This window comes from Legionella sp. 27cVA30 (assembly GCF_024160945.1).
GTDB classification, from domain to species: Bacteria; Pseudomonadota; Gammaproteobacteria; order Legionellales; family Legionellaceae; genus Legionella_A; species Legionella_A septentrionalis.
On sequence record NZ_JAMYXK010000001.1, the window covers coordinates 173895 to 195209 of the forward strand.

Below are 21315 nucleotides of genomic sequence, written 5' to 3' on the forward strand. Positions count from 1 at the left end.
CTAATTCACTTTATTTTCCAGCATGGCAATAAATTCTTGTTCAGTAAGAATGCTTACTCCCAATTTTTCCGCTTTATCCAATTTTGACCCAGGATCTTCCCCTGCCACCACATAATCTGTTTTATTAGACACACTGCCAGCAACACGAGCACCGATAGTCAACAATTTCTCCTTGGCTTCGTCTCGGCTCATGCTGGACAAACTCCCGGTTAAAACCAGTGTTTTAGCATAAAATAGATGCTCTGTATTTACTTTTGCAATTTGTTTCTGTGGCCAGTACACCCCGTAACCCTGTAATTTTTTAATTACTTCCATATTATGTCGTTGGGCAAAAAAATGAACGACGTGCGCAGCCGCCACCGGCCCTATATCTTTTAAAGTAGTGAGCTTGTCTATCGAAGCTTTGTGCAAGTCATCTATATCGCTAAAATGAGTCGCCAAGATATGAGCGCTTGCTTCACCAATTTCGCGAATACCGAGAGCATATAAAAACCGTTGCAACGTCGTATTTTTACTATGCTCGATGGCCTTGAGTAAATTTTCAGCTGATTTTTGGCCCATACGCGGTAAACTGGCCAACTGTTCCAAGGTTAAAGTATAAATATCAGATACATCATTTAATAAACCGGCAGCAATTAATTGCTCCACTAAAACGTCCCCCAATCCATCAATAGCCATTGCCCGGCGCGAAGCAAAATGCAATATCATTCTTTTAAGCTGCGCTTTGCAAAACAAGCCACCCGTGCAACGCGATACAGCTTCCCCTTCTTCGCGAATCACTTCAGCACCGCAAACTGGACAATGAGTTGGCATGGAAATCATTTGCGTATCGGATGGGCGCTTTTCCGCAACCACCGCCACCACTTCCGGGATGACATCCCCGGCACGGCGGACAACGACCACATCGCCAATACGCACATCCTTGCGTTCGATTTCATCCATATTGTGCAACGTGGCATTACTAACCGTGACGCCTGCAACACTGACCGGCTTTAAGCGTGCCACAGGTGTTAATGCACCAGTACGGCCTACCTGGAAATCCACCGCAAGCAAGGTAGTCATTTCTTCACTCGCTGGAAACTTATGAGCACAGGCAAAACGCGGGGCGCGCGCTACATACCCTAACTTTTCCTGCAAACGGTTACTGTCAACTTTGTAGACTACCCCATCAATTTCATACGGCAGAGCATCACGCTTTTTTAATATCGCTTCATAGTATTGCAGGCACCCTTTTAACCCTTGTACAACTTTAGTTTCTGAATTTACTCTAAACCCTAATTCCTTTAACAGTGCAATTTGGGCAATATGACTATCCGGGAGGCTAATTCCTTCATGCGCCCCAAAACCATAACAATAAATAGCTAATGGCCTGCGGGCAGTGATGGCAGGATTTAACTGACGAAGGCTCCCGGCAGCGGCATTGCGTGGATTTGCAAATGTTTTTTCACCTTGTTTACGCGCTTGCTCATTAAATGCCTCAAATCCAGCTTTGGGCATATAGACTTCACCACGTACTTCAATGAAGTTTGGCGTCTTTTCACTCATTAATTTTAATGGCACCGCTGCAATGGTTTTAATATTGTTGATGATATTTTCGCCGACAGAACCATCTCCGCGCGTAGCGGCGGATACCAGGGTCCCGTGTTCGTATGTCAAATTAACGGCAAGTCCGTCTAACTTTGGCTCGCAAGCAAAGATCAATTGCTCTTCAGGATGATGCAATCGATCGGCAACGCGTTTAATAAATGCATGCAATTCTTCCTCAGTAAACACGTTGGCCAACGAAAGCATCGGTTTGCGGTGCGCAATGGGCTGTAAAGCAGAAGCTGGCATTGCCCCTACCCGTTGAGTAGGTGAATCGGATGTTAAATATTGCGGATATTGCTCTTCAAGGGCTTGTAATGCCTTAAAGCATCGATCATATTCCGCATCTGGAACCAGCGGTTCGTCTAAAACATAATAATGATAGTCATAAAGCCTCACTCGCTCGCGTAATTCATTAATTTGTTTTAAAACCGCTTGGTCGTTCATATTGATTGATGGGAAATAGTCAGTTGCTGAATCTTTACATTTTTGCCATACACTAGCAACATACAACCCATCAGATTCTTATGGCTTTAAGCCGAATACAAAGGAATTTATGAATAATTTGCCTCTTATTACCATTTCTCTGGCTGCAGGCATCATCCTGCAATTTTTGTTATTACTGTTATTGTTTAGACGCTATGAAAAATTACAACAACTGTTAACGCAAATTATTCATAAACTTCAGTTAGATATCCACGAAACTTATCTAGCAAGCCAACAAACCATTTATGAAAAAATTGCGCACGGCCAGTTGCTAAACCAACAACTCATCACCCAAACCTTGCAAGGTCAAATGGCTGATGTCCGTGAACAAATACAGCATAGTTTTAAGCAACATGCCGGCTCTTTAAGCTCGCACTTGCAAACCTTGACCGAAGAAATACGCAATCATTTGCATAACCTCACCCAGCAAGTAAACCATCGTCTGACAGAAGGTTTCGAAAAAACTTCGTCCACCTTTACCGATGTAGTACGCCGCTTGACTATTATCGATGAAGCGCAAAAGAAAATAACCGAGTTATCTCACCACGTAGTCGACCTGCAAGATGTCTTGATGGATAAGAGAGCTCGCGGGGCATTTGGAGAAGTCCAGTTATCCACCCTGGTTGCCAATATGATCCCGAGCAACCACTATCGTTTACAATACACCCTTAGCAACCAAAAACGCGCCGATTGTGTTTTATTCCTCCCTGAACCTTCCGGCCATATTGTAATTGACGCCAAATTTCCTTTGGAAACGTATCAAAAAATAATGAATACTGCTGCCAATTCTGTAGAGCGTAAATCCTTGCAGCAACAATTCCGTACCGATTTGCAAAAACACATTAAAGACATAGCTGAAAAATACATTATTCCCAATGAAACCACGGATGGCGCCGTGATGTTTATTCCAGCCGAAGCTATTTTTGCGGAAATCCACGCTAATTATCCGGAAATCATCACCCTCTCCCAGCGTTTAAAAGTATGGCTGGTTTCTCCAACGACTTTAATGGCCGTTTTAACAACCGCAAGAGCTGTGCTAAAAGATGATGCCACCCGCAAACAAGTGCATATCATTCAAAAACATTTGCAAGCGCTTGCAGATGACTTTCAGCGATTTGAAAAAAGAATGGATAAATTATCCAAACATATCGATCAGGCTCATCAAGATGTCACTGACGTGAACACATCTGCACGTAAAATTACCCAGCGCTTTCAGCAAATAGAAGCCGTGGATTTGGAGATAAAAAATCCCAGTTTAACCGATGAAAACATTGGGGCATAAACGGGAAACATTTGCACAATAATGAAATTGATTTGCCATAACTATATGGTATTCTGATCGATATCTATTTAATGGAACTGGTAATGCATTCATTACGCTTAATTTTTGGGCTTTTTTTAATTGCTGCAGCCTTTGCTGTGCACGCGGTCAATATCTGTAAAACTCAACCTTGCACCAATCCGTGTCCGCCACCAGTTGCGCAATACAGTGCTTGCCCGAGTTGCTGTGAAAATATGGGGGGTATTAATTATTGCGATTCATCCGCAGGACGTTTTGTTTGTAACAATGGATATTATTCGTCTTGCTATTGTAGTCGCCATGCCGTTATGGATTTGCAGAAAATTCAAGGGTGTTGTCTGTGGCAAGGCGGCGTCATGGCAATTGATCCTGCCAAAGGAACCGTCATTTGTAATAATGGCGGAATTTCAGAAGTATGCAGCCTGCAAACGACTATTGACCGCGTTTCGGTTTGGTAGGGATTCGTTTTTGTGTTCCTGCTTGCTGTGTCGAGCCAAACAGCTTTGCTCAAGGCAAGCATGTCTTGCAAATCTCTATGGACAAATAATATGCCAGGCTTCATAATTCGACCTTTTTTAAATGCAAAGCCATGCCTATTCCATTGATTGAAATCAAAGAGGTTTATAAATCATATGGAGCAGCCGTTATCCTAAGCGATGTCTCCTTATCAGTGCACCCAGGGGAATTTCTGACGCTATTGGGTCCCTCAGGGTGCGGTAAAACCACGTTGCTTAGGATGATATCCGGTTTTGAACAACCTAGCTCCGGCAACATTTACATCAATGGCGAATGCGTCAATCATCTTCCGCCACAAAAACGGGATGTCCATACGGTTTTCCAAAGCTATGCTTTATTCCCGCATTTAAATGTTTTTGAAAATGTTGCTTTTGCCCTGCGCTGTAAGGGTATGGGTGAAACCGAAATCAAACACCGCGTCGCCGATGCGCTCAAGCTCGTGCGTCTGGAATCGTTTGCCCAGCGCTGGATAAGACAATTAAGCGGTGGACAACAACAGCGCGTCGCTATTGCACGTGCAATTATCAGCCGACCCCAAGTTCTGCTTTTAGATGAGCCGCTAAGTTCATTGGATTATCGCCTGCGCAAGTCCATGCAATACGAATTAAAACAATTACAAAAAACATTAAACATGACGTTCATTTTCGTCACCCACGATCAGGAAGAAGCGCTATCCATGTCGGATCGCATCGTCATTTTTAACCATGGGCACATAGAACAAATTGGCACGCCGCGACAAGTATATGAAACACCCATTAATTTACATGTGGCAAAATTCATTGGCGAGACAAACATTTTTGATATCAAAGTGCAAAGCGTCCACAATGATAGTTTGTATACGGAAATTGAATCCATCCGCTTGGAGTGTAAGAACACCGGGCGCTTTAAAATCGGTGAGAAGATCCATTTAATCATCCGCCCAGAAGATATCCGCGTATGGGGTGAAAACGAAATCACCCACACGGAAGGCATGTTGCCCGGCAAAATTGTAGATATTGTCTATAAAGGCTCTACCGTGGATTTAACGGTTAAATTGCCTTCCGGCAAGCTTGTTAATGCTTCTGAGTTTTTTGATGAAGATGATGATAAGCTAGAATACGCTATCAACGAGGCTGTTTGGATACAATGGTATCCAGGTTGGGAAGTGTTATTGCCTTATGAAAGCTAAGCCATTTTCCATTTATTTTTTATTTTTATGGCTCATCCTGTTTGGTTTTTTGCCATTAACCTTGATTTTATTAACCAGCTTTTTATCAAAAGATAGCACGCATCTGGTTACATTCCCGGTTACCTTGCATAATTACAGCGAATTGACGTCGCCATTTTTCCTTAAAGTTTTTTTACGTTCTTTTATTATTGCGGCATTTACAACACTAAGCTGTCTGTTGCTGGCTTATCCTTTTAGTTATTTATTGGTTAAATCAAGACAACAATCGCTGTTGCTGCTGCTCATCATTATCCCTTTTTGGACGAGTTCGCTAGTGCGTACCTATTCCTTAATTGCAATATTAAAATTTAAAGGAATTTTAAATTTAGTGTTATTAAAATTGCATCTTATCGAACAGCCTCTTTCCTTACTTTATACAAATTTTGCCGTCATTAGCGGCTTAGTCTATAACTTGTTTCCATTTATGGTATTGCCTATCTTTACAAACATGGAGCGCTTTGATTTCAGATTAATAGAAGCAGCCAAAGATTTGGGAGCAAACAAATGGCAAATTTTCTTTCGTGTCTTTTTACCCAATACCTTAGGTGGAATTATTTCAGGGTGCTTGCTGGTGTTTTTGCCGGCCATGACTTTGTTTTATATTCCTAATATTTTAGGGGGCGCCCGTTCCATCCTGCTGGGTAATATGATTCAAAACCAATTTCTAGTATTGGAAAATTGGCCACAAGGAGCTGCCACAAGTACCATTTTAACCACTTTACTGCTGCTGTTATTGTTTTTCTATCGTCGTCATGGCAAGGAGATCATCCATTGAAATCCTTCGTGCAAAAAACCTATCTCGCTTTAATTTATATTTTATTGTACTTTCCAATTTTGGTGCTTATTCTTTATTCCGTGAATAAAGCAAAGTTTTCCCTGCAATGGCATGGATTTTCAACGCGATGGTACGTAGAGCTTTTTCATGATCGCGAGCTATGGTTAGCATTCCTGCACTCAGTAATATTAGGGCTAAGCGCGGCAATAGTAGCTACCGTTACAGGTTTGTTGGCATGTACTTATTTATTTTTACACCGAACTCAGTACCGCATTACTTTATTTAGCCTGCTTATTTTACTGGTTGTAATACCGGATTTGGTATTGGGTGTGGCTCTTTTGACTTTCTTCAACATCACGGCAATTCCTTTAGGTTTCTTTAGTCTGTTGATTGCTCATATTACCTTTTGTATTCCTTTTGTGGTGCTTACCATAAATAGCCGTATCCATACACTGGATGCAAATATTTATTTCTGCGCCTTGGATTTAGGGGCTACGCGCTTTACTGCATTGACTAAAATTCTATTGCCGTTATTATGGCCGGCTGTATTAAGCGCTTTTTTATTGTGTTTTACCTTGTCTTTTGATGACGTAATCATCAGCTATTTCGTAGCCGGACCTGATTTTAATATTTTGCCTCTTACTATTTATTCCCTGGTGCGTGCAGGCGTGACACCGGAATTAAATGCTTTATGCACCATTACTTTTTTTATCTCGATGATTCTTGTGGTAATTGCTCACCGTTTGGCACGGAAAACAACATGAAACAGTTTTTCTTTTTCTTATTTTTTATCCCCACAGCACTGTTTGGACAAAAAACTGTAAATGTTTATGTTTGGGGAGGAGAAATACCTAAACAAGTCGTTCGTGAATTTGAACTTGAAACCGGCATTAAAGTAAATTTTTCGACTTATGACAGTAATGAGACAATGTATGCCAAACTAAAAGCCAGCAGAAACAATGTCTACGACGTGATTTTGCCTTCTGGCTACTATGTTGAGCGCATGAAAAAACTGGGGATGCTTACTAAGCTGAATCATGCCAACATTCCAAATCTTATAAATTTGGAACCCATGTTTGTCGACAGTGACTTTGATCCCAAAAACCAATACAGCATTCCCTTAACCTGGGGAGCTACTGGCATTTTTTATAATAAAAACTGGATAAAAAAAGCTCCGAAACGCTGGGGCGAATTCTGGGAAAAACAGTTTAAACGCCAGTTATTGTTGCTGGACGATGCCCGTGAAGTATTTTCCATTGCCTTGATGAGCCTAGGGTATTCACCCAACGATCATGATGCAGAACACATCAAAGCCGCGTATGAAAAATTGTTGCAACTTACTCCCAATATTAAATTGTTTGCCAGCGAAAGCATACAAGCCATTATGATTGATGAAGATGCAAATGCAGGCAGTGTGTGGAACGGCGATGCATTCAAGGCTCGATTGGAAAACAACCAAATCGAGTTTGTATATCCTGAAGATGGATTTGTGATCTGGTCCGATTGCCTCGCCATTCCGCGTAATCCTCCTCATGCAGAGGAAGCTTATCAATTTATTAATTTCCTACTAAAACCTGAAATAGCAAAGCAAATCGCATTGTTGGAAGGCCATGCTATTACCAATGCCCAAGGCAAAGCATTACTGCCTGAAACGATCCGTAACAATCCACTGACTTATCCCTCGCAAAAAACTCTCGAACGTGGTTATTTTCAACGCGATGTCGGCGATGACACGGTCACCCTTTACAACCAATACTGGGAACAATTAAAACTTGCCTTTTAAATCCCGTCCAGTGATAACATTATCCTGGTAGATCCTGATAAGCCATTACTGATTAATCCGGATTGTAAACCGGAAGTGCAAGGCGCTATAGAAAGCTTCCCAAAATGAAGGGCTTTAGGATGCGGATTATTCATTCGAAAATAGCGAAAATTGAGGCTGTAATGATCAATATTGCTCTTAAATATGATCTGAGTACGGATTCACCTTTACCCCGCACTGGTAATTTATACCAATGTAGAAAACCATTATGGAACAGAGGTGTTTTAAATATCCTGTTTGTAGAAAATGCGTTGACCTTTCAGTACCCATTTATAAATTTCAATAAAGTTATTTTGGTTGGGCATTCAAATGGAGGCGATATTTTTTGCTATTTGCTAAACAATATCCTTATTTAGTTCAATCTGTAATCTCACTTGATAGTTTGCGTATGCCTTTTCCCCGGAACAGTAAATTCCCAATACTATCTATTCGAGGGAATGATACCAATGCAGATCCCGATGTTTTGCCGGATCAAAGAGATTGTGGAGGATTAAATATGACTATTGTAAAACTTAATGAAGCAAAACATATTGAACTATGCGATAGGGGCAACAAAACCATTCAAAATCAAATAAATTTAATCATTGGTAGTTTCTTAAATAAGATAACAAGCCTCAATAATTTTTATCATTAGATCTACATACTCAAGCATTCCTGAGATTCCACCCCCAATTAAGTATTTCAGGATATTGTTATAACTTAACTGAATATTCATAAATGTAATTTTAAAGAGATTCATGCAATTTGCAGTTTTAAGCGAGATAAAGCGGCATGTTGCTGTAATCTTACTTCCGCTGAAAAATGGTAATTTTTACTTACTTGTTAAGTGCGCAGCAATAGTTTTCCATTGGTTATGGTTCGATTTAACCAGCTTACCTTGCAATACTCTTGACGGAATTTGCCGCGTTTAATGCAACTGTAGCCAACTTGCTCACGCCTGCTTTATCAGCTCTGCTTGGCTAGCCACAGTGACGCGTCAGGAGCCCGCGATAAGGGTTCATTTTAGTTCCTAGCAACTTCTTCCACATTAAATTCAAAGGAATTAACGGGTTCGGGCCGAATAGATTCCCCCAAACACAAAGCCATAAATAAAATAAAGAAATAGCCCGTACCTGAATAAAACAATAAAGAATCCGACAAATTTCCAGCCATGAATGGCAGCAATACGGCGATGGCAATTACCCCCATCGTTTTCAGTCTGAAAGCACTAAAAAAAAGGCTGCCAAAAAAGAAACCGAGCAAAACCAAGCCCGCAATGCCAAATTCCGAGGCTATCAACCAATACTGGCTGTGAGGTTCCAATAATTTTCTATCCCATGAAGGAACTGGTTTTTCTTTTGCAAATGAATAAGTAAATCCCCCCGTTCCATTCCCAAACCAGGGACGCCGTGAAAACAATTCTCTGGCAAATTCATGAAATTGCAGGCGATAACCAATGGATGTGTCCTTATTATCTTGTTGGTAATGCTGCCAATCCGCTGCAACTTGCGCCACACGCGCATGAAGATCTGCATTTTCATAATAAAGCATGGTTAGTGCAGCAAAACCTAATATCCCGGCTAATATAGCCTGACGCCACGATAAAATTTGCAAAATTAAAAGCATCATCAGTAAAGCATAGATGACATAGCCAGTACGTCCGGTATTTACAAACCATATTTGATAACTGAAAAACAAACATAAAACAGCATATAAAGCACGGTGTTTCCCGCGTGCCCGGACAAATAATAAAGCAGATAGATAGCTGGCAAATGCCATCATGTAGCCGGTCATAATATGATTGCGGAATACATGTCCAGGATCGTCCCCATGATACTTAACAAAACCTGCAAGTTTTAGGATGGAAAGTGTACAAGTGATGGTCATGGCTAATAAAAAAGCATGAATGGCTAAACTACGGGTGCGTTTATTTTGAAATCCGACTGCTAAAATGGGCAAATACAATAACTTGCTATATTTCTCAATGACAAGCATTTGATCATGATGCGAGGCACGGCTCCAAAAACATGCAACGAATGCAACAAAAAATAAACTTAAAGCCGCCTTACACCAGGGCTTGTTAAGAGTATTTAATAAATCTTGCCTATAAACAGGGGAAAAAACGATTGAAGATACGGATAAAAATAAAAATACACTTTTAGCGGTAGAACTGATTGGAATGGCAAACACGGTTAAAGCTAAAAAAAATGGCAACATGGATTGAGCCGTCAACTGCCCACGTGTAATAGTAATCCCTGGCATCATGCGCTGTCCTTAATTGATGGTAGTTCGTTAAGTGTAGAATCTGGATATAATTGTTTTAAGCCGCGGTAATAGGTTCCTTGTGCATTCAAAAGTGCAAATATGAACCCTTCCTTTCCATCCATAAAGCCGCGTTGCAGAATATAACAGCGAAAGAACATCCACCCCGTCCCTAATAACGTTTTTAAAAAGGTAGCATGTTTTTTCTCTTGTAACCGTATTTTAGCGCTGTAAGATGAATATCGGTTCAATTTATAAAGGGCATGACTTACATCCCGATAAGAGTGATGCCTAAGTGGTGTATGGATTTTCTCGATCCTGGCGCCTGCGGGTAAAATTACTTTTTCATGAACAATGTCATTACTGTAATAAGCTCCTTGCCGTTTGAACAAGCGTACGTGCCGCTTGGGGCTTGAAGAATAGCGCAAAGGTTTATCGTAGAAATACATGCGGATGGGAACTCGGTACGCATCAGCCTTGTTGCCAGCAATAGCAGCCACAATTTCTTGCTTCAGCACCGCATCTACGGATTCATCCGCATCCAAATTTAATACCCAGTCACCTGAAGCCGCAGCCAGTGCCCTTTGTTTCTGCACCCCATATCCTTGCCAGTCAGTTTGATAAACTTTCTCAGTATATTCTTTGGCAATTTCTACAGTTTGGTCCGTGCTTCCTGAATCCAATACAATAATTTCATCAGCCCATGCAATGGATTCAAGGCAACGTCGAATATTAATTTCTTCATTTTTAGCAATAATAACAACACTAAGCATGCAGGGTGTTTTGAAATTAAAAGTTTTGCTGGCATTTTACCCTAAACATGAAAGAAATGGTAAGTGCTGTTGAGAAAAGATTAAGCCCGGTTCGCTGCTGCACCAACCGGGCTTAATAAAGCTTGGGATTAAAAAACCAAACAAATTTTTACCGTGTTAACAAACCCCTTCGCGATAATCGTGATTATCAAAATGAAGCTTGTCATCTTTCATCTTTAAAGTTACATGGCCGCCATTGGCTAATTTACCGAACAAAAGCTCTTCAGCCAGAGGCTTCTTGATGTGATCCTGGATTAAACGCGCCATCGGGCGAGCTCCCATGGTTTTGTTATAACCATGTTCAATTAACCATTCACGAGCTGATTTTTCTACGGTAAACGTAACACCTTTACTACTCAATTGCTCTTCAAGCTCCATAATGAATTTGTCAACCACCAAGCCAATTGTTTCAACGTTAAGAGCTGTAAAATTGATGATTGCATCAAGTCGGTTTCTAAATTCCGGACTAAATTGCCGCTTGATGGCTTCCAAACCATCGTTGCTATTGTCTTGCAAGGAAAAGCCTATGGAATTGCGGCTGATTTCACTAGCACCGGCGTTGCTGGTCATTACTAAAATTACATGACGGAAATCGGCTTGGCGCCCATTCGTATCAGTCAAGGTGCCATGATCCATAATTTGCAGCAATAAATTAAACACATCGGGGTGTGCTTTTTCAATTTCATCCAATAACACGACAGAATGTGGATTTTTCGTCACAGCTTCGGTCAATAACCCGCCCTGATCATAGCCTACATATCCCGGAGGTGCACCAATCAAGCGTGATACCGTATGTTTTTCCATATACTCGGACATGTCAAAACGTAAAAGCTCGATGCCCAATACATTAGCAAGTTGGCGTGTGACTTCTGTTTTACCGACCCCGGTAGGCCCTGCAAATAGGAAACACCCTACTGGTTTTTCCGGGTCGCGCAACCCTGAGCGCGATAATTTGATGGCAGACGCCAAAGCGGTAATGGCATCGTCTTGACCGTAAACCAGCAATTTAAGATCACGTTCCAAGTTACGCAACGTATCCTTATCACGGGCTGAAACTTTTTTAAGCGGTATTCTGGCTATTTTAGCCACTACATTTTCAATCTCAGTAACACTAATGATTTTTTTACGTTTTGATGGTGGCATGAGATTCTGATAGGCACCCGCTTCATCAACCACATCAATTGCTTTATCCGGCAAGAAACGCTCATTAATATATTTAGCCGACAATTCCGCAGCGGCCCTTAAGGATGGGACAGAAAATTTAACGCCATGATGAGCTTCCAGGCGCCCCTTTAATCCTTTTAAAATTTCAAATGTTTCTTCAATGCTTGGCTCGGTGATATCCACTTTTTGGAAGCGGCGGGCCAGAGCTCTGTCTTTTTCAAAGATGCCGCGGTATTCTTGGTAAGTGGTTGAACCAATGCATTTTAACTCGCCGTTTGCCAGCAAGGGTTTGATTAAATTGGACGCATCCATTACTCCGCCAGAAGCAGCGCCGGCACCGATGATCGTATGAATTTCATCAATAAACAAAATACCACCATCTTGATCGCCCAATTGTTTTAACACAGCTTTCAGCCGTTTCTCAAAATCCCCACGATATTTGGTGCCGGCCAACAGAGCTCCCAAATCCAGAGAATAAACTACGCAGTTTTTGATTGCTTCAGGGACTTCACCATCGACAATGCGCCGTGCCAACCCCTCGGCGATGGCAGTTTTCCCAACACCCGCCTCGCCCACCAGCAATGGGTTATTTTTACGGCGACGGCAAAGCACCTGTACCGTGCGCTGAATTTCTTCGTGGCGCCCAATAAGAGGATCAATTTTCCCCATTTTTGCGCGCTTGTTTAAATTCATACAATAGCTTTCCAAAGGCGATTCATTGCCTTCAGCAGACATCATTTCTTCATCCATGGCAGAATTCATGCCGTCATGCATGTCGTTATTTTGATATTTGGAGACGCCGTGCGAAATATAATTGATAACATCCAGGCGCGTAATGTTTTCACGCCGTAAAAAATAAACAGCCTGGCTTTCCTGCTCGCTGAAAATAGCTGCAAGCACATTCGCCCCGCTTACTTCGGTCTTACCCGCTGATTGGACGTGAAACACAGCACGTTGTAAAACACGCTGAAAACCAAGTGTCGGTTGGGTTTCGCGATCCACTTCATCCTCTGGGATCCTTGGTGTGGTTTCGTCAATGAATTCGATTAAATCACGACGCAGCGCTTCAATGTTGGCATCACAAGCTTGCAATACATTCCCTGCAGCAGGATTATCAAGCAGCGACAACAGTAAGTGCTCAACCGTCATAAATTCATGACGTTTTTCTTTTGCTTCTTTAAAAGCTAGATTAAGGGTGAATTCAAGCTCTTTATTTAACATATCGCTGCTCCTCCTATCCAGCACTGCTACTTACTCTGGTTCCATGCTACACAGCAATGGATGGTCATTTTGTCTGGCATAATCATTAACCAAAACAACTTTAGTCTCTGCTATATCACGGGTGAATACCCCGCATACTCCCCTTCCTTGAAGATGAACCTGAAGCATAATTTGTACAGCAAGTTCTTCATTCAAATGAAAAAAACGCTTTAACACATCAACAACAAAATCCATGGGTGTGTAATCATCGTTGAGCAGAATGACTTTATATTTTCGAGGTTGTTTAAGCGCTGGTAAAGCTTTTGCTTCAGCCACCTTACGCTCTACAATCTCCCCCAAATTCCACCCACTCATTACATCACACCTTATACTAATTTATAGTATTTCATTACGATTTTGGCCAGTAAAAACAGTTTTAATCCCGAAGTAAGGAGCGATTCTTACCGCTCCTTACCCATGAAGATTACATATGTTTAATTATAGCGTCCGCAAACCCAGAGCAGCTGACACAAGTCGCACCGTCCATTAATCTTGCAAAATCATAAGTCACTGTTTTTGCTTCAATTGCTCCTTCCACACCCTTAAGAATGTAATCTGCCGCTTCCGTCCAGCACAAGTGGCGCAACATCATTTCAGCCGATAAAATGATTGAGCCTGGGTTTACTTTATCTTGGCCAGCATATTTAGGTGCAGTTCCGTGCGTGGCTTCAAAAACTGCAATGCTATCGCTTAAATTGGCTCCAGGTGCTATACCAATCCCACCCACCTGAGCTGCCAGGGCATCCGAAATATAATCACCATTTAAATTCAAGGTAGCAATGACGCTGTATTCTTCAGGTCTTAGTAAAATTTGCTGCAGGAATGCATCGGCAATCACGTCTTTAACGATAATGGTTTTGCCCGTTTTTGGATTTTTAATCTGCATCCATGGCCCGCCCTCATACTCTTTGGCAGCGAAATCCTGACGGGCTACTTCATATCCCCAGTCTTTAAACGCACCTTCAGTGAATTTCATAATATTGCCTTTATGCACCAAAGTCACCGAATCGCGATCATTATCGATGGCATACTGGATAGCAGCTCTTACCAGGCGAGACGTACCAGCCTTGGAAACCGGTTTAATTCCAATGCCACAATGCTCCGGAAAGCGAATTTTTTTAACGCCCATTTCTTGCTGCAGGAAATGAATGATTTTTTTTGCTTCCATCGTATCCGCTTGCCATTCGATCCCTGCATAAATATCTTCTGAGTTTTCTCTAAAAATAACCATATTGGTTTTCCAGGGCTCTTTAACTGGACTGGGAGTACCCTTAAAATAACGTACGGGACGCAAGCAAACATAAAGATCTAAATCCTGACGGATAGTCACATTTAAAGAGCGGATACCACCGCCTACTGGAGTTGTTAGAGGACCTTTGATGGAAACTGCAAATTGCTTTAAAGCATTCAATGTTTCTTTAGGCAACCATTCATTGTGCCCGTACACTTGCGTAGCCTTCTCCCCGGCATAAACTTCCATCCAAGCTATTTTCCTCTCGCTGCCATATGCTTTGTTTACTGCTGCATCGACAACTTTTAGCATGGCTGGTGTTACATCGACCCCAATCCCATCCCCTTCAATAAATGGAATAATTGGCTGATTGGGCACATGCAGTTTTCCGTCCTTGACAGTAATGGCTTCACCTTGCGCAGGCACCTGAATTTTTTCAAAGGTCATAGACTTCTCCATCAATTTTTAAAGCAATCATCATAGCATGGGCAGCAGGTTTGTCCCAAATAGGTCGGGCTCATTAGACAGGAAAATTTAAATAGGATGATGCTGGTAAGATGAGCTAACGATAGGATTTCGATAAAAAGACGCTGTCGGCAATTATTCGTATCCAAGGCCATAGAACCGTACCTAACAAAGCACTACTCAATGCAACGATAGGGTTATAATGATTTCCTAAAAAAGCATCCAACAACAGCAGCACAGCCTGATAAGTCAAACAAAAAAGGGCAATAAAAACCATTTGCTGCCCAAGGGGGAAAAAATTAAACCGCCTTCCTTTTTTGGCAGCCAGCCAACAGGTAATCAACAACGCAAATGCGTGTTCTCCAATGACGGTAGATAAAAGGACATCCAAGCATAATCCGATGATCAGCAAAAAAAGAACATTCATATGCCCTGACATTAAAAATTGTGCATAAAGCACCAACAGCAGAACCCACGCAGGCCGAATACCCATTAAAAACTCAGGCATGGGGAGAATGGTTAAAATTAAAGTGAGAAGCAAACTCAATAAAAATCTTGCCGTTACATAAATCATGTTATTTCATTATCCTTTATGCTCCGCTTGCACTCACCGCATTGGCCGCCAGATTTTTAGTCTTAGATACGGACTTATCATCCTCCAGCGCATTCAAGCGCTCGGTTATTTCTGCAGACAATTGAGCATATTCTTTTTCTGGCCATATCAATAATACCAATCGATTGCGATTTAACAGCGCTATTGGTTTGACACTTACCTTAATAAATTCTTCACCCGGCATGTTTTTAACTTCTTCAACTTCACCCACAGGATAACCCTCCGGGTAACGACGACCCAAACCGGATGTCACCAGTAAATCCCCTTTTACGATAGCAGAAGATTTTGGCAAATTAATGAGCGACAGCTGGCTGATGTTATTTTTCCCGACCAAAATGGCACGCTCACCGGTGCGGTTATTTTGCACAGGAACAGCGCTTTTGGAGTCAGAAATTAATAAAACCGTGCTGGTCATTACTCCTACATCGATGACTTGCCCCATAACGCCTTTGGCATCCAGTACGGGTTGTCCGCGGAACACACCATCACGTTTGCCTTTGTTTAAAACCAATATTTGACGGGAAACACTAGTATCCACTGCGAGAATTTGGGCAGCCATGGCTCTTGTATGGCCATTAACGGAAGCCAGAAGTAATTCTTTTAATTGCGAGTTTTCATTGCGGATGACGAGAAGCTTTTGTAATTGTGCTTCCAACATGGTTTGTTGATGGCGCAATTGCATATTTTCATCAATAAGTGCCTTTTTGGTGCTCATTAAGGATTTTCCCCAGCCTATAATGCGCACAGGATAGTCCACTGCGTATTGCACTGGAGCAACAAGTAAAGAAAAACCGCTGCGAACCTCGTCCAAATATCGGTAATGGTCGTCAGCAATCATAAGAGCCAATGAAACAGCCAAAGCAAACACAAAACTTAAGGAAGAGTGTTTGCCTTTGACAAATAACCGGCTATGAGAATTATTCAGTTGATAAGAAATCGCCACCACGCAAGTCCATGGTTTCTAAAGCTTTACCACCACCGCGAGCCACACAAGTTAACGGATCTTCAGCCACCAGTACTGGCAAGCCGGTTTCTTCCATTAACAATGTATCCATATTTTTCAATAAAGCTCCGCCCCCGGTTAACACCATACCGCGCTCGGCAATATCTGCAGCGAGCTCTGGTGGCGCCAATTCCAAAGCGGCACGCACTGCACCTACAATACCTGACAAGGGTTCTTGCAAAGCTTCCAGGATTTCTGCACTGGTTAAGGTAAAACTGCGTGGCACGCCTTCGGCAAGATTACGGCCGCGCACTTCAATTTCAAACAGATCGCGGCTTGGGAATGCTGAACCAATCTCATGCTTAATGCGCTCAGCGGTTGTTTCACCGATTAATGTACCGTAGTTGCGGCGAACGTAAGAGACAATGGCGTCATCAAACTTATCACCACCAATGCGTACGGATTGATGATAAACGATTCCGCTTAGCGAAATGATCGCCACTTCCGTGGTGCCACCGCCGATATCAACAACCATCGAACCGCTTGCTTCCTCAACCGGCATGCCAGAACCTAAAGCAGCTGCCATGGGTTCTTCAATTAAGAAGACTTCACGCGCTCCTGCTCCCATAGCTGATTCACGTATCGCACGGCGCTCCACTTGCGTCGAACCGCAAGGCACGCAAACCAATACGCGCGGACTTGGCCTTAAAAACCGATTTTCATGCACTTTATGAATGAAATGCTGCAGCATTTTCTCAGTCACAAAGAAATCTGCAATAACGCCGTCCTTCATCGGGCGGATAGCATTTATATTGCCAGGGGTTCGGCCTAACATGCGCTTTGCCTCAAGACCCACAGCAGCCACTCTTTTCTGGCCAGCTTCGTTTCTTAAAGCCACCACAGAGGGCTCATTCAGCACGATGCCTTTATCTCTAACGTAAATGAGTGTATTTGCTGTACCTAAATCGATGGATAAATCGTTAGAGAATACACCCCTAAGTTTCCTAAACATGAACTTTATTACCTCGTTCTTTTTTTGGGGAGCACTTTAACTCAAATTTGGATAAAAATCGACAGATCTTTACAAGATTTTTCTCATGCAGGATAAATGCTCATTACAGCCTGATGGTTTATTCAGGCTGTAATTTTTAGAACTTATTGTACAACAAATACTTCCTGTAATTGCGCCAAATGCTTTTGCACAAATTGCTTTCCTAAGCCGCGCACATGGGCCAAATCTTCCACCGCATGAAAAATGCCATGTTCATCGCGGTAACGCACGATGGCTTCAGCGCGTTTTTTACCAATTCCCGGAACGGAATGGATCAGTTCCTTAGCGTCGGCTTTATTTAAGTCAATCTTTTTTGTTGCCTGGACAATGGGTGGGGGTAAAGTTTTTTCTACTGCTTTATCTGCTGCAAAGAGTGGATTGGGGATAAAAAATAACGACAACAAACCCGCAAGAATACTTGCTTTCATATCAATCTCCTTATTTGATTGGACTGTTCTCTTTAATAAGAGAGAAATAAGTATTGCAATAATTTAAGTGGCTGTCGAGGTATTTATAGTATTATCAAAGGCTAACTATAGAATTCGTATCTACTTTGAATAAATTGTTTCCCTATTTATTTCTCAAAGCTTGAGCCATTCCAGAAACCCCAGCATAATGAACAAATATTAAACAAAATATTTAATTGTGAATCATATCCCCTTCAGAAGCAAGACAACAGCTAACCCAAGTTTGTAAGAATTATCTCCAACATAAAGAAGATTCAGTAAAAAAATTTTTAGACCCTGATAAGAAAGATACTACGAACTATCTCAAGGTGTGAGCTTAATGCTGCACCTTGAATGGGCACTGGGCGAATGTGAAAATCTGAGTAAAGCCGGCTTTGCCCCATCTTATTCTAACGAAAATTTTAACTTATTCAGTAAACGAGCAGAATCAAAATACATACCATAGGAACGCGCATATTATTGATAAAATAAAACGCAATCGGGCGCAGTATCAAGGTGCTATCAAATTTGCCGCCATGCAAGAACTTTACGACACAGTGAAACCTTCGCCTGAAACTGCAGATGATAACAAGCAGATCACTTAGTTTAAAAACAAACTTTTGGAACGTGGAACTGGCGAAGTTTTACAGCTTAACCGCCAATCCGATAAAGAAAAATTCCTAAAGGCTTTATCGGTGTTTAGCATTGTGTTTGGCGTAGGGATCCTAACAACCTTAGGGTTAATGATTAATACTGCAATACAAACCCAAGGTAAGAGCATAAATTTTTTTACCTCACACACTAATATTGCAAAAACTTCCTTTGCACAAACCATCAAAAGCATAAGCATTTAAAAGCGCTGTAGAATACCTTCATGCAGAATGCAAACTAACTGGTAATTTGCATTTCTTGTGAATGCAAAAATTGCTGATGCAAAACATAAGCCACACAGGCAGTTAATTTTTTTGCCATACCGAGATGTAAAAATTCATTTGGCCCGTGAGCATTGGCATGAGGGCCTAATACACCCGTAATCATAAATTGAGCATTTGGAAATTTTTCACCCAGCATGAACATAAAAGGGATAGTGCCTCCCTCCCCCATAAACATGGCCGGTTTTTGATAAAAAGAGTGGGAGGCATCTTGAATTGCTCTGGACAACCAATCTGCCAATAGCGGCGCATTCCAGCCCATGGACATACTGTCGACATGGAATGAAACTTTGGCGTGATAGGGTGCCGCCTGGCTTAATGACGACTGCATGGCTTTAGCAGCTGTTTCAGCATGTACAAGCGGCGGTATGCGCATCGATAATTTTAATACAGTTTTGGGACGCAGTACATTGCCTGCATCTGCAATGGCCGGTAAACCTTCTGCCCCAGTTATCGTTAAAGCAGGCCTCCAGGTGCGATTTAAAATCAATTGCTGCAGATTGTCTCCTACAGGTTCAACAGCAGGATGAAAAGGGAATTCTGTAAATACTCTGCTGCCAAGTACACCAGCGCAATTCGCAGCTTCATTGATACGCCCCGGAGGAATTTCGCATTGCAGCTCTGCCAGCTTAATCTCACCCGTTTTTTCCTCTTCAAGCCGGCTTAATAATTCCCTGGTTACGCGAAAACTGTCGGCAACAATGCCGCTTGCATTACCCGAATGCACACCTTCATGGATTAATTCTACGGAAAGGTTGCCTACAATATTGCCGCGCAAAGACGTCGTTATCCACAATTGCTCATAATTTCCAGCCCCTGAATCCAAACATATAATTAATTTGGGATCACCCATCTGTGCTTTTATCATCTCAAGGTAATAAGGAAGATCCATGCTTCCACTTTCTTCACTTGCCTCAATTAATATCAGGCAACGGGAGTGAGGAAGGCCTTGCTCTTGAATAGCGCGGATAGCCGTTAAAGCTGCATACACGGCATAACCGTCATCGGCACTGCCGCGGCCATACAATTTCCCATCCTGCAAAGCAGGAATCCACGGTCCTAATCCCTCATTCCATCCAGACATTTCAGGCTGCTTGTCTAAATGACCATATAACAAGACAGTCTCATGGGTTTGCCCGGCAATATCCATTAAAAGAAGCGGAGTACGCCCTGGAAGCCTGAGAATTTCTAACTTCATATTGTGGGGGGCGTGCGCTTTGCACCACTGCGCAATATGGCTTACAGCCTCTTCCATAAACCCATGTTCTTGCCATTTAGAATCAAAATTTGGAGATTTGTTAGGAATTTTGATGTAGTCGGAAAGGCTTGGAATAATTTCCTCCTCCCACTGTTTATCAATGTACTCAAGCAATCCTTGCGGATTTAACATGAACAATCTCCTTGATTAGGCTGATAATTTTTATGCTGGAAGATTGGATACCCAGTGCTTTTATCTTTTCTATCTGACTTTCGCTTTGCTCATCCATTTCTTGTAACGTAGTGAACAAAGTCTCGGGGCTTAATTTTTCATCCTCGATGACTTTACTTATCCCCAGCTTTTCAAAATAACGTGCATTTTGAATTTGATCGCCGCGGCTGCTTTGTTGAGGTAAAGGGATGAGAATATGCGGTTTTCCTAATGCCAATAACTCGTAAAGCGAGTTAGCACCTGCACGTGAAATTACAATTTGACTGGCTGCAAACAAATCGGCGAGTTCTTCTTTTGCATATTCGATTTGATAATACCCTTCCCTATCTTTAAGCGATGCATCAACCTTCCCTGGACCGCATACATGAATGACCTGGAAACGCGTACACAAAGACGCAAGGGAAAGTCGTACACATTGGTTCACCTTATTAGCACCCTGGCTACCGCCAATCACCAGCAAGCATGGTTTTTGATCGTTAAATCCACAACGTTGCAAACCTTTTTCCTTGTCACCCTGAAACAGGGAACGCCGTATGGGTGTGCCTGTGACTTCTACTTTCTCTTGTTTTTTAAAATGTTGTTTGGCTGCCGCAAAGGTCAAACAGATTTTATCGACGAAAGGAAAACTTAAGCGGTTTGCAAGCCCCGGCGTTAAATCGGATTCATGAGCAATGACTGGGATGCGGTTTAACCAAGCCCCTACGACTACCGGGAATGCTACAAACCCGCCTTTTGAAAAGACAATATCGGCTTTTAGTTTACGCAATAAGTAAAAAGACTGGACAATTCCAAGCAGTATTTTTACAGGATCAAAAAAATTCTGCCAGCTAAAATAACGTCTTAATTTGCCGCTGCTGATCCCATAAAAAGGGATCTGCATGGGGGCTATCATGTTTTTTTCCACCCCTTGGGCAGAGCCAATATAGGCAATCCCCCATCCTTCTTTCTGTAATTCATCGATCAATGCCATATTGGGAGTTACGTGACCTGCTGTACCGCCACCTGTCAATACAATTTTAGGATTCATCTTCGCATCGC

Annotated in this window: 20 protein-coding genes; 8 read left to right on the top strand and 12 right to left on the bottom strand. The window is 42.1% G+C overall.

Annotation, left to right across the window (positions count from 1 at the left end):
- The gene (gene ligA, locus NKV53_RS00800) at positions 1-2031 is read right to left on the bottom strand and encodes an NAD-dependent DNA ligase LigA (RefSeq protein ID WP_253350546.1); all 2031 of its coding nucleotides are present in this window, start codon (positions 2029-2031) and stop codon (positions 1-3) included.
- Between the two features lie 109 nt (positions 2032-2140).
- Here ligA and NKV53_RS00805 point away from each other — a divergent pair, with 109 nt between their 5' ends.
- The 7 genes from NKV53_RS00805 to NKV53_RS00835 all read left to right on the top strand — a co-directional run bounded on the left by NKV53_RS00805 (position 2141) and on the right by NKV53_RS00835 (position 8324).
- On the top strand, positions 2141-3352 hold the full coding sequence (locus NKV53_RS00805) for a DNA recombination protein RmuC (RefSeq protein ID WP_126954114.1): 1212 nt from the start codon (positions 2141-2143) through the stop codon (positions 3350-3352).
- A gap of 83 nt (positions 3353-3435) precedes the next feature.
- On the top strand, positions 3436-3828 hold the full coding sequence (locus NKV53_RS00810) for a neurogenic locus notch (RefSeq protein ID WP_126954115.1): 393 nt from the start codon (positions 3436-3438) through the stop codon (positions 3826-3828).
- Between the two features lie 131 nt (positions 3829-3959).
- On the top strand, positions 3960-5054 hold the full coding sequence (gene potA, locus NKV53_RS00815; protein WP_126954116.1) for a spermidine/putrescine ABC transporter ATP-binding protein PotA: 1095 nt from the start codon (positions 3960-3962) through the stop codon (positions 5052-5054).
- Positions 5044-5868, top strand: a complete 825-nt coding sequence (locus NKV53_RS00820; RefSeq protein WP_126954117.1) for an ABC transporter permease — start codon at positions 5044-5046, stop codon at positions 5866-5868. Before potA ends, NKV53_RS00820 begins: the two co-directional genes overlap by 11 nt.
- Positions 5865-6632: an ABC transporter permease subunit gene (locus NKV53_RS00825; RefSeq protein ID WP_126954118.1), complete on the top strand. Its 768-nt coding sequence runs from the start codon at positions 5865-5867 to the stop codon at positions 6630-6632. The genes NKV53_RS00820 and NKV53_RS00825 overlap by 4 nt, the downstream gene beginning before the upstream one ends.
- Positions 6629-7651 carry a PotD/PotF family extracellular solute-binding protein gene (locus NKV53_RS00830; RefSeq protein WP_126954119.1) on the top strand — a complete coding sequence of 341 codons (1023 nt, stop codon included), beginning with the start codon at positions 6629-6631 and terminating at the stop codon, positions 7649-7651. Before NKV53_RS00825 ends, NKV53_RS00830 begins: the two co-directional genes overlap by 4 nt.
- A gap of 364 nt (positions 7652-8015) precedes the next feature.
- Positions 8016-8324 (top strand): hypothetical protein, encoded by a 309-nt coding sequence (locus tag NKV53_RS00835; protein WP_126954120.1) that lies wholly within the window; start codon positions 8016-8018, stop codon positions 8322-8324.
- A gap of 368 nt (positions 8325-8692) precedes the next feature.
- Here the strand turns inward: NKV53_RS00835 and NKV53_RS00840 are convergent, their stop codons facing one another.
- The 9 genes from NKV53_RS00840 to NKV53_RS00880 form a co-directional block, all read right to left on the bottom strand.
- A complete protein-coding gene (locus tag NKV53_RS00840) occupies positions 8693-9934 on the bottom strand; it encodes an O-antigen ligase (RefSeq protein ID WP_126954121.1) in 1242 nt (413 codons plus the stop codon).
- Positions 9931-10704: a glycosyltransferase family 2 protein gene (locus tag NKV53_RS00845; RefSeq protein ID WP_126954122.1), complete on the bottom strand. Its 774-nt coding sequence runs from the start codon at positions 10702-10704 to the stop codon at positions 9931-9933. Before NKV53_RS00845 ends, NKV53_RS00840 begins: the two co-directional genes overlap by 4 nt.
- A gap of 156 nt (positions 10705-10860) precedes the next feature.
- Entirely contained in the window at positions 10861-13128 is a 2268-nt protein-coding gene (gene clpA, locus NKV53_RS00850; protein WP_126954123.1) for an ATP-dependent Clp protease ATP-binding subunit ClpA, read from the bottom strand.
- Positions 13129-13158: 30 nt separating this feature from the next.
- Positions 13159-13482: an ATP-dependent Clp protease adapter ClpS gene (gene clpS, locus NKV53_RS00855; protein ID WP_126954124.1), complete on the bottom strand. Its 324-nt coding sequence runs from the start codon at positions 13480-13482 to the stop codon at positions 13159-13161.
- 109 nt (positions 13483-13591) lie between these two features.
- Positions 13592-14845 carry an NADP-dependent isocitrate dehydrogenase gene (gene icd, locus NKV53_RS00860; protein WP_199737721.1) on the bottom strand — a complete coding sequence of 418 codons (1254 nt, stop codon included), beginning with the start codon at positions 14843-14845 and terminating at the stop codon, positions 13592-13594.
- A gap of 115 nt (positions 14846-14960) precedes the next feature.
- On the bottom strand, positions 14961-15437 hold the full coding sequence (gene mreD / locus NKV53_RS00865; RefSeq protein WP_126954126.1) for a rod shape-determining protein MreD: 477 nt from the start codon (positions 15435-15437) through the stop codon (positions 14961-14963).
- A gap of 16 nt (positions 15438-15453) precedes the next feature.
- The gene (mreC, locus tag NKV53_RS00870) at positions 15454-16419 is read right to left on the bottom strand and encodes a rod shape-determining protein MreC (RefSeq protein ID WP_233581870.1); all 966 of its coding nucleotides are present in this window, start codon (positions 16417-16419) and stop codon (positions 15454-15456) included.
- On the bottom strand, positions 16394-17431 hold the full coding sequence (locus tag NKV53_RS00875) for a rod shape-determining protein (RefSeq protein WP_126954127.1): 1038 nt from the start codon (positions 17429-17431) through the stop codon (positions 16394-16396). The genes mreC and NKV53_RS00875 overlap by 26 nt, the downstream gene beginning before the upstream one ends.
- Positions 17432-17574: 143 nt before the next feature.
- Positions 17575-17898, bottom strand: coding sequence for a helix-hairpin-helix domain-containing protein (locus tag NKV53_RS00880; RefSeq protein ID WP_126954128.1), 324 nt, complete (start codon positions 17896-17898; stop codon positions 17575-17577).
- 638 nt (positions 17899-18536) lie between these two features.
- Between NKV53_RS00880 and NKV53_RS00885 the strand changes: the two genes are divergently transcribed.
- Positions 18537-18770 (top strand): hypothetical protein, encoded by a 234-nt coding sequence (locus NKV53_RS00885; protein ID WP_126954129.1) that lies wholly within the window; start codon positions 18537-18539, stop codon positions 18768-18770.
- A gap of 34 nt (positions 18771-18804) precedes the next feature.
- On the opposite strand, the gene NKV53_RS00890 is transcribed toward NKV53_RS00885, so the two are convergent.
- Together NKV53_RS00890 and NKV53_RS00895 are read right to left on the bottom strand one after the other, a co-directional pair.
- On the bottom strand, positions 18805-20238 hold the full coding sequence (locus NKV53_RS00890; protein ID WP_253350548.1) for a M20 family metallopeptidase: 1434 nt from the start codon (positions 20236-20238) through the stop codon (positions 18805-18807).
- Complete coding sequence (locus tag NKV53_RS00895; RefSeq protein WP_126954163.1) at positions 20213-21304, bottom strand: undecaprenyldiphospho-muramoylpentapeptide beta-N-acetylglucosaminyltransferase; 1092 nt, start codon at positions 21302-21304, stop codon at positions 20213-20215. Before NKV53_RS00895 ends, NKV53_RS00890 begins: the two co-directional genes overlap by 26 nt.
- Positions 21305-21315: the final 11 nt, after the last annotated feature.

Bases quoted from the DNA above. Each gene is read 5' to 3' on its own strand.
- ligA (WP_253350546.1), bottom strand. From the start codon at position 2,031: ATGAACGACCAAGCGGTTTTAAAACAAATTAATGAATTACGCGAGCGA.
- NKV53_RS00805 (WP_126954114.1), top strand. From the start codon at position 2,141: ATGAATAATTTGCCTCTTATTACCATTTCTCTGGCTGCAGGCATCATC.
- NKV53_RS00810 (WP_126954115.1), top strand. From the start codon at position 3,436: ATGCATTCATTACGCTTAATTTTTGGGCTTTTTTTAATTGCTGCAGCC.
- potA (WP_126954116.1), top strand. From the start codon at position 3,960: ATGCCTATTCCATTGATTGAAATCAAAGAGGTTTATAAATCATATGGA.
- NKV53_RS00820 (WP_126954117.1), top strand. From the start codon at position 5,044: ATGAAAGCTAAGCCATTTTCCATTTATTTTTTATTTTTATGGCTCATC.
- NKV53_RS00830 (WP_126954119.1), top strand. From the start codon at position 6,629: ATGAAACAGTTTTTCTTTTTCTTATTTTTTATCCCCACAGCACTGTTT.
- NKV53_RS00840 (WP_126954121.1), bottom strand. From the start codon at position 9,934: ATGATGCCAGGGATTACTATTACACGTGGGCAGTTGACGGCTCAATCC.
- NKV53_RS00845 (WP_126954122.1), bottom strand. From the start codon at position 10,704: ATGCTTAGTGTTGTTATTATTGCTAAAAATGAAGAAATTAATATTCGA.
- clpA (WP_126954123.1), bottom strand. From the start codon at position 13,128: ATGTTAAATAAAGAGCTTGAATTCACCCTTAATCTAGCTTTTAAAGAA.
- clpS (WP_126954124.1), bottom strand. From the start codon at position 13,482: ATGAGTGGGTGGAATTTGGGGGAGATTGTAGAGCGTAAGGTGGCTGAA.
- icd (WP_199737721.1), bottom strand. From the start codon at position 14,845: ATGACCTTTGAAAAAATTCAGGTGCCTGCGCAAGGTGAAGCCATTACT.
- mreD (WP_126954126.1), bottom strand. From the start codon at position 15,437: ATGATTTATGTAACGGCAAGATTTTTATTGAGTTTGCTTCTCACTTTA.
- NKV53_RS00875 (WP_126954127.1), bottom strand. From the start codon at position 17,431: ATGTTTAGGAAACTTAGGGGTGTATTCTCTAACGATTTATCCATCGAT.
- NKV53_RS00880 (WP_126954128.1), bottom strand. From the start codon at position 17,898: ATGAAAGCAAGTATTCTTGCGGGTTTGTTGTCGTTATTTTTTATCCCC.
- NKV53_RS00890 (WP_253350548.1), bottom strand. From the start codon at position 20,238: ATGTTAAATCCGCAAGGATTGCTTGAGTACATTGATAAACAGTGGGAG.
- NKV53_RS00895 (WP_126954163.1), bottom strand. From the start codon at position 21,304: ATGAATCCTAAAATTGTATTGACAGGTGGCGGTACAGCAGGTCACGTA.